Origin of the sequence: Janthinobacterium sp. ROICE36 (assembly GCF_002869965.1) — a bacterium.
In the GTDB taxonomy this organism is placed as follows: Bacteria; Pseudomonadota; Gammaproteobacteria; order Burkholderiales; family Burkholderiaceae_D; genus Janthinobacterium.
In genome coordinates, this window is the sequence record NZ_PEBS01000064.1 from 25042 (window position 1) to 31742 (window position 6701).

The 6701-nt window shown below is 63.5% G+C and carries 7 protein-coding genes; 5 read left to right on the top strand and 2 right to left on the bottom strand.

Features of this window, described 5'->3' with window-relative positions; genetic code table 11:
* Positions 1–5: 5 nt before the first annotated feature.
* A complete protein-coding gene (locus CSZ94_RS21560; RefSeq protein ID WP_258001134.1) occupies positions 6–863 on the bottom strand; it encodes a helix-turn-helix domain-containing protein in 858 nt (285 codons plus the stop codon).
* 114 nt (positions 864–977) lie between these two features.
* On the opposite strand from CSZ94_RS21560, the gene CSZ94_RS21565 reads away from it, so the two are divergent.
* From CSZ94_RS21565 to bamE, 5 genes are read left to right on the top strand one after another with little or no spacing between them, the layout of a single operon-like run.
* On the top strand, positions 978–2420 hold the full coding sequence (locus tag CSZ94_RS21565) for a cytochrome P450 (RefSeq protein WP_258001135.1): 1443 nt from the start codon (positions 978–980) through the stop codon (positions 2418–2420).
* Positions 2421–2455: 35 nt separating this feature from the next.
* Positions 2456–2917: a GNAT family N-acetyltransferase gene (locus tag CSZ94_RS21570; protein ID WP_102123403.1), complete on the top strand. Its 462-nt coding sequence runs from the start codon at positions 2456–2458 to the stop codon at positions 2915–2917.
* On the top strand, positions 2914–3273 hold the full coding sequence (locus tag CSZ94_RS21575) for a nucleotide pyrophosphohydrolase (RefSeq protein ID WP_102123404.1): 360 nt from the start codon (positions 2914–2916) through the stop codon (positions 3271–3273). The genes CSZ94_RS21570 and CSZ94_RS21575 overlap by 4 nt, the downstream gene beginning before the upstream one ends.
* Before the next feature lie 49 nt (positions 3274–3322).
* Positions 3323–4123, top strand: a complete 801-nt coding sequence (locus tag CSZ94_RS21580) for a hypothetical protein (protein WP_102123405.1) — start codon at positions 3323–3325, stop codon at positions 4121–4123.
* A complete protein-coding gene (gene bamE / locus CSZ94_RS21585) occupies positions 4120–4428 on the top strand; it encodes an outer membrane protein assembly factor BamE domain-containing protein (RefSeq protein ID WP_102123406.1) in 309 nt (102 codons plus the stop codon). Before CSZ94_RS21580 ends, bamE begins: the two co-directional genes overlap by 4 nt.
* Positions 4429–4462: 34 nt before the next feature.
* On the opposite strand, the gene CSZ94_RS21590 is transcribed toward bamE, so the two are convergent.
* Positions 4463–6124, bottom strand: a complete 1662-nt coding sequence (locus CSZ94_RS21590; RefSeq protein ID WP_102123407.1) for a methyl-accepting chemotaxis protein — start codon at positions 6122–6124, stop codon at positions 4463–4465.
* Positions 6125–6701: the final 577 nt, after the last annotated feature.

Sequence of the window (6701 nt, forward strand, 5' to 3'; positions counted from 1 at the left end):
CCCGCTTAACTCCACACGCGATAAACCCAGTAACTTTCATCATCGCGGCTGGCGCGCGCCAGTTCGGTGGGGCTCAAGCCCGTGATGGCGCGCACCTCGCGGCACAGGTGGGCCTGGTCGGCGTAACCGCCCTGGGCGGCGATATCGCTCCATGCGGCATTGCCTTGCAGCATGGCCTCGCGCGCATCGAGAAACGACTGTTCCGCGCGGCGCATGCGACGCAGGGTGCGCATGGGCTGGCCGGCCCAGGCCTTGATGCGGCGCTCGATATTGCGCGCGCCACTGGCCAGGCCCGTCGATGCCGCTTGCACGCCCAGGCGGCGCACCCAGTCCTGTATGGCGCCGGCCGGATGGTCGCCGCTTTTGCGCGCCACCGCCCAGCGCGGCGCCAGGAACGCTTCCACCAGCGCGATGCGCGCCGCGTCGTCGGGTGCGGCCAGCACGGCGTCCGACAGCGCCAGCCAGTCGGCGTCGAACAGGGGGGCGAGCGGGCGCACCTGGTCGAACAGGGCTCCCATGTCGATGCCCGTCAGCGCATGCAGGGCGGCCGGATACAGCATCACCATGAAGGAGTGCACGGGGCCGGGATTGTAGCTGACCAGCGGATAGCCGCGCGGGCCGCTGAACAGGGCGGGCGGCATGCGCACGTGCAGCAAGTCGGGGCCCGGCGCCGCCGCCTCGACCTCGCCCGCGACGGTCCACAGCAGGCAGCACATGGGCGTGGCCGGAAAACGGTTCAGGCGCTGCGCCGGCGGCAATAACGCACAGCCGGTGGTGTCGCGCACGAGGAAGGCGCGCACACAAGAAGCGAGCGCGACGCGCGGCGCGATCAAGCGGGTCAGGGGCGTGGGGGCGGCAGGCATGGCGACGATTGTACCGGCAATTTCTGGCGGCGCGCGATGTCGTATTCGTTCAAGACGCGCGTACGCAAGCGCGCTACAGTCATGTCATCGTTCCCACTACAACAGGAGCTTGTCATGCCGCCACTCGACCACGCCGCCGCGCCCGCCACCACGCCGACCCTGCGCCAGATCCGCCAATTGCCGGGGCCGTTCGCCCTGCCCATCATCGGCAACGCGCTGCAAGTAAAACTGCCGCGTATCCACCGCGACGTGGAAGGCTGGGTGCAGCGCTACGGCCCTTACGTACGCGCCTGGTTCGGCCGCACGCTGGTGCTGGTGGTGGCCGACAGCGAAGCGGTGGCAGCCGTGCTGCGCGACCGCCCGGACGGCTTCCGGCGTCCGCTGTCGAGCTATATCGTGTCCGAGGAAATGGGCGGCAACCCCGGCCTGTTCCTGGCCGAGGGCACGCAATGGCGCAACCAACGCCGCATGGTCATGGCCGGCATGGCGCCAGGCGCCATCAAGGCGTATTTCCCCGCACTGGTGACGGTGGCGCAGCGCCTGCAGCGGCGCTGGCATCTTGCCGCCACGCAAGGCCAGGCGATAGCCCTCGATGGCGACCTGAAACGCTACACGGTCGACATCATCGCCGGCCTGGCCTTCGGCACGGCAGTCAATACGCTCGAATCGGGCGAAGACGTGATCCAGCGCCACCTCGATTCGATCCTGCCCGCCGTGGCGCGGCGCAGCCTGTCGATGCTGCCGTACTGGCGCTATGTCAAACTGCCCGTCGACCGACGCCTGGACCGCGATGTAGCGGCACTGGACGTAGCCGTGGCCGACCTGGTGCGGCAAGCGCGTGCCCGCCTGGAGCGCGATCCCGCGCGGCGCGTGCGCCCGCCCAACCTGCTCGAAGCCATGATCGCCGCCGCCGACGAAGCCGACAGCGGCGTGGACGACCGCGCCGTGGCCGGCAATGTACTGACCATGCTGCTGGCCGGCGAAGACACGACGGCCAACACGCTGTCCTGGATGATTTACCTGCTGCAACGCCATCCGCACACCCTGGCGAAGGCGCGCGAGGAAGTGCGGCGCCTGGCGCCCGACGTGGCCGGCTTCACCATCGAGCAAATGGAGTGCCTCGACTACCTTGGCGCCTGCGCCAGCGAAGCCATGCGTTTGAAACCGGTGGCGCCCTACATCCCGCTCGAAGCGCTGCGCGACACGGTGGTGGGGGACGTCGCCGTGCCTGCCGGCAGCATGCTGTGGTGCGTGATGCGCCACGACAGCGTCTCCGATGCGCACTTTCCCGATGCGCAAGCGTTCCAGCCCGAGCGCTGGCTGGTCGAAGGCGGCGAGGCAAACAACAAGCGCGCCGCCATGCCCTTCGGCGCCGGCGTGCGCACCTGCCCCGGACGCTATCTGGCCTTGCTGGAAATCAAGATCGCCATGGCCATGCTGCTGGGCAGCTTCGACATCGCCGGCGTCGAGACGCCCGATGGCGGCGAGGCGCAGGAACTGATGGGTTTCGTGATGTCGCCCATCGGCCTGACGATGCGCCTGGCGCGGCCGCAATGATACCATGCGGGACATCTCATCTACTTGAATTGCCCATGACTATCCGCCTGGAATCGCCGCAGCAAGCTGACGTGCAAACCCTGATCGCCGAGCTTGATGCATATCAACAAACCCTGTATCCGGCCGAGTGCGTCTACTCGCTGGACCTGGCATCGTTACCGCCGGAGAGCCTGCTGTTTGCCGTCGCCCGCGATGCGGCAGGCACGGCGCGCGCCTGCGGCGCCATCGTCGTCACGCCCGATTTCGGCGAAGTCAAGCGCATGTACGTGCACCCGGACAGCCGCGGCCTGGGCCTGGCCAGGCGCCTGCTGGCCTTGCTGGAAGAACAGGCGCTGGCGCGCGGCTGCCGCTTGCTGCCCCTGGAGACGGGCATCCACCAGCCCGCAGCCATCGCCCTGTACGCGCGTCACGGCTACCAGCGGCGCGGACCGTATGGCGACTATCCCGACGATCCATTCAGTGTCTTCATGGAAAAACCGCTGCCGGTGGCCGCATGAACGCGCCCACCGACAGCCTGATGGACATCCGCGCGCGCCTGCGCGACTTTGCCGAGGAACGCGACTGGGACCAGTTCCACACGCCGAAAAACCTGGCCATGGCCCTGTCCGTGGAAGTGGCGGAACTGGCCGAGCATTACCAGTGGCTGCCCACGGGCGCGGACGCCGAGCTGGACGAGGCGAAGCGAGCGGGCATCCGCCACGAGCTGGCCGACGTGCTGATGTATCTGGTGCGCCTGGCCGACAAGAGCGGCGTCGACCTGCACGCGGCCGTATTGGAAAAGATGCAACTCAACGCGCAGAAATACCCGGCGCAGCAGGTGCGCGGCGACGCGCGCAAGTATAGCGAGTACTGATAGCCCCATCCGTGCGTGGCTGCTGCGCAAAAAAGCGTAGCATCAAGCCATGCGTATTCCTCTCTCCCTGCTGCTCGCCGGCTTGCTTGCTGCTCCACCGTACGGCGCTGTTGCGCTGGCGCAAACCGCGCCCGTGCCGCAAGTGAAAGTCGATGCCACGCGCGACCCCGTGGACAAATCCTATCGCAAGATGCTGCAAGGCGTGGACCGTTTCGAGCGCGACCATGCGCTGGCGCCGCAGGCGGTGCTGCGCTTTCGCTTGCTGCCGCGCCAGCCCGGCGTGGACATGACGGGCGTGCAGCTGCGCATCGCCGGCGATACCGTCAGCATCCCGTTACCATTGACGCAGGACAACAGCTTTGCCCCCGTGCGCCATGCGCAAGCCGCGCGCGAGGATGCCGTGCTGATCGCCAACCGCAAGGCTTCCAGCATGAGCTGGCGCGCGCAAGTCATCACGCCCGGCTTGCCGCCCGGCAAGCGGCGCCTGGGCGACTTGCGCCTGGAATGCCGCGCCGGCATGGATTCCGGGCTGATCTCGAACGACCCGCAAATCATCGCCTGGCTGTCCAGCATGCTCTACAGCACCGACAAAGTGTGTTCCGAACCGGACGGCAATTATTTGTTCTTCACGGAGCGGCCCCTGTTCGGCGTGACACTCGTGCATGGCGAACGCAGGGTGTCGCTACCGTTCACCATGCTATACGCGGGCGGCGAGCAGACGCCCGCCTCGCTGCCCTATTGCGATTGCCAGGTCCTGCTTGACCGCACGTATTACGCGCCCCTGTGGGATACGAGCTGGCCCGACGATACGCTGCTGGAATTTACTTATATGGACGAGGTGGCGCCATGAAGTGGCTGGTACTTCCCGTGCTGACATTGCTGGCCGCCTGTTCCGGCACGCGCGCCTTGCAGGCAAGCAAGAATGTACCTTACGCCACCCTGGAACAGACGGTGCAGACGGGCAGCAGCACGCGCGAACAGGTACGCGCCGCGCTGGGCGAGAGCACGTCCATCCGTTTCGACAGCGGCAATGAAGTGTGGATGTACACCTACCCGGCCGCGGCAGGCGCGCGGGGCGAATATGTCATTTTGTTCGACGGGGATGGCGTGGTGAAGAAGGTGCGCAGCGGGGAAGTGTACCGGGTGCAGAAGTAAATCCCGCCAACCTTACGCTGGCGGGATCATGGTCTTAGCGTGCTTTCAACAGCGCGCGCGTGGCCATGCCCGCACCCACGCTGGGGTTGCGGCCCACGCCGCCAGCCTTGCGCCTGGGCGACGCCTTCAGTTTGAAAATGCCGATCGACTGGGCCACGCTGTCGGTGCGCTGCGCCAGGCTGGTGGCAGCCGCAGCCGCCTGCTCCACCAACGCCGCATTCTGCTGCGTGATGCCATCCATCTGGATGACGGCCTGGTTGACTTGCCCGATGCCCTGGTTCTGCTCGCGCGTGGTGGAGGAAATCTCGTCCATCACTGCCATCACGCGAGCCACCGAGGCGATCACTTCCGTCATGGTGGCGCCCGCATTGCTGGTCAGCACGCTGCCCGCATTCACGGTGGCGATCGAATGGTCGATCAGATTCTTGACTTCCTTGGCCGCCGTCGCCGAGCGCTGCGCCAGGCTGCGCACTTCACCGGCCACGACGGCGAAGCCGCGGCCATGCTCGCCCGCACGCGCCGCTTCCACGGCCGCGTTCAAGGCAAGAATGTTGGTCTGGAAGGCTATGCCGTCGATCAGGCCGATGATGTCGAGAATCTTGCGCGACGACGTGCTGATTTCATTCATCGTGGTAACCACTTCGCTGACGATGGTGCCGCCCTTGGCCGCGACGGTGGACGCTTGCGCCGCCAGCTTGTTGGCCGTGGCCACGTGGTCGGCGCTGTTTTGCACCGTGGACGTCAGTTCTTCCATGCTGGCCGCCGTCTGCTCCAGGCTGGACGCCTGCGATTCCGTGCGGCTGGACAAGTCCATATTGCCAGTGGCAATTTCCGCCGTCGTGACGCGGATATCCTCGAAGTTGGCGCGCACGTCGCCGATGATGCTGTGCAGGTTGATGTTGGTCTGGCGCAAGGCCGCCATCAATTGACCCATATCATCATCACGCACCTTGTCGATGACGCCCGTCAAGTCGCCACCGGCCATCTTGCGCGCCACCGTGATGGCATCGCCCAGGGGCGCGACCAGCGAATTGTGCAGATGGGCCCAGAAATACAGCAGCAGTGCGACGGCCGCAGCGGCAGCGCCGCTGAGCCAGCTGCGCGTGGCCGTGCTCGTATCGCCATCGACATTCCACACGGCGCAGCCGAGGATGGCCAGCACCACGCCAAAGACGATGCAATGCAGGGCCAGGTCTTGCGACAGGCTCAGCTTGCGCCAGCCGGCCAGCTTGGCGGCCCAGCCCTGGCGCACGACGCGGCCATTGCGGATCGCCAGCCTGGCAGTGTTACCATCTTTGAAACTTTTATACAGGGCTGCCGCTTCGTTGATCTGCTCGCGCGTGGGCTTGGTACGCACGGACATGTAGCCGATCGGGCGGCCGTTTTCAATGACGGGCGTAATATTCGCGAAGACCCAATAAAAATCACCATTCTTGCAGCGGTTCTTGACCATGCCGGTCCATGGCATGCCCGTCTTGATGGTGTCCCACAGGTCGGCAAACGCTTCGGCCGGCATATCGGGATGACGCAGAATATTCTGTGGTGCACCCAGCAGTTCCATTTCTGTAAAACCGCTGACCTCAATGAAATACTGATTGGCGTAATTGATGTTTCCCTGTAAATCCGTGGTGGAAACAATCGTCATGCCTTCATTTAATACGTATTCATTTTGCGTGATAGGCGTATTGACCCGCATCGTCGTTCCTCTATTTTTTCAACTAGCATAACAAAAACATAAAAACAATATACCACATCAAGCACCAGCGAGATATCGCCACGGCGATAGCGACCCTAGTCAAATAATTTTATAAAAGTCAATTTCTTTATGCTTTAGAATTTACTTTAAATTAACTTGATTGACTTTATTGAAATTCTAAATTTCAATAACATGCGATATGCATAATTAATTAAATATTATTTATTGTTATCCGGCGCAATAAACAAGCGGCCCGCGCCGATTAAAAGATGGCAACGGCAGGCCTATAGGAAAAATGCATGGCGCAGCCATCCGCGTTAGTAACGGAGCGCTAACAGGGTGTTGAAAAAGGACCCCAGTCCTTCGGATTTTGTCGCCAGACATGCGAATTTTTCGGGCTGGAAGCCGCATTTTTCCTAAAAAGCAGTTTTCAGCCACTTTTCAGGCCGTTTTTTGACATTTTTTAGCGCTTTCCGTACTCTATGGACGGAGTTACCCACCCACCGCCGATAAACGCCAGCCAAAGATCGTCGCCATGCGCGTCAGGTTGTAAGCGGCGAAAGTGAACGTGGTTTGT

Coding starts and splice junctions, on each gene's coding strand:
- CSZ94_RS21560 (WP_258001134.1), bottom strand. CDS start 863: ATGCCTGCCGCCCCCACGCCCCTGACCCGCTTGATCGCGCCGCGCGTC.
- CSZ94_RS21565 (WP_258001135.1), top strand. CDS start 978: ATGCCGCCACTCGACCACGCCGCCGCGCCCGCCACCACGCCGACCCTG.
- CSZ94_RS21570 (WP_102123403.1), top strand. CDS start 2,456: ATGACTATCCGCCTGGAATCGCCGCAGCAAGCTGACGTGCAAACCCTG.
- CSZ94_RS21575 (WP_102123404.1), top strand. CDS start 2,914: ATGAACGCGCCCACCGACAGCCTGATGGACATCCGCGCGCGCCTGCGC.
- CSZ94_RS21580 (WP_102123405.1), top strand. CDS start 3,323: ATGCGTATTCCTCTCTCCCTGCTGCTCGCCGGCTTGCTTGCTGCTCCA.
- bamE (WP_102123406.1), top strand. CDS start 4,120: ATGAAGTGGCTGGTACTTCCCGTGCTGACATTGCTGGCCGCCTGTTCC.
- CSZ94_RS21590 (WP_102123407.1), bottom strand. CDS start 6,124: ATGCGGGTCAATACGCCTATCACGCAAAATGAATACGTATTAAATGAA.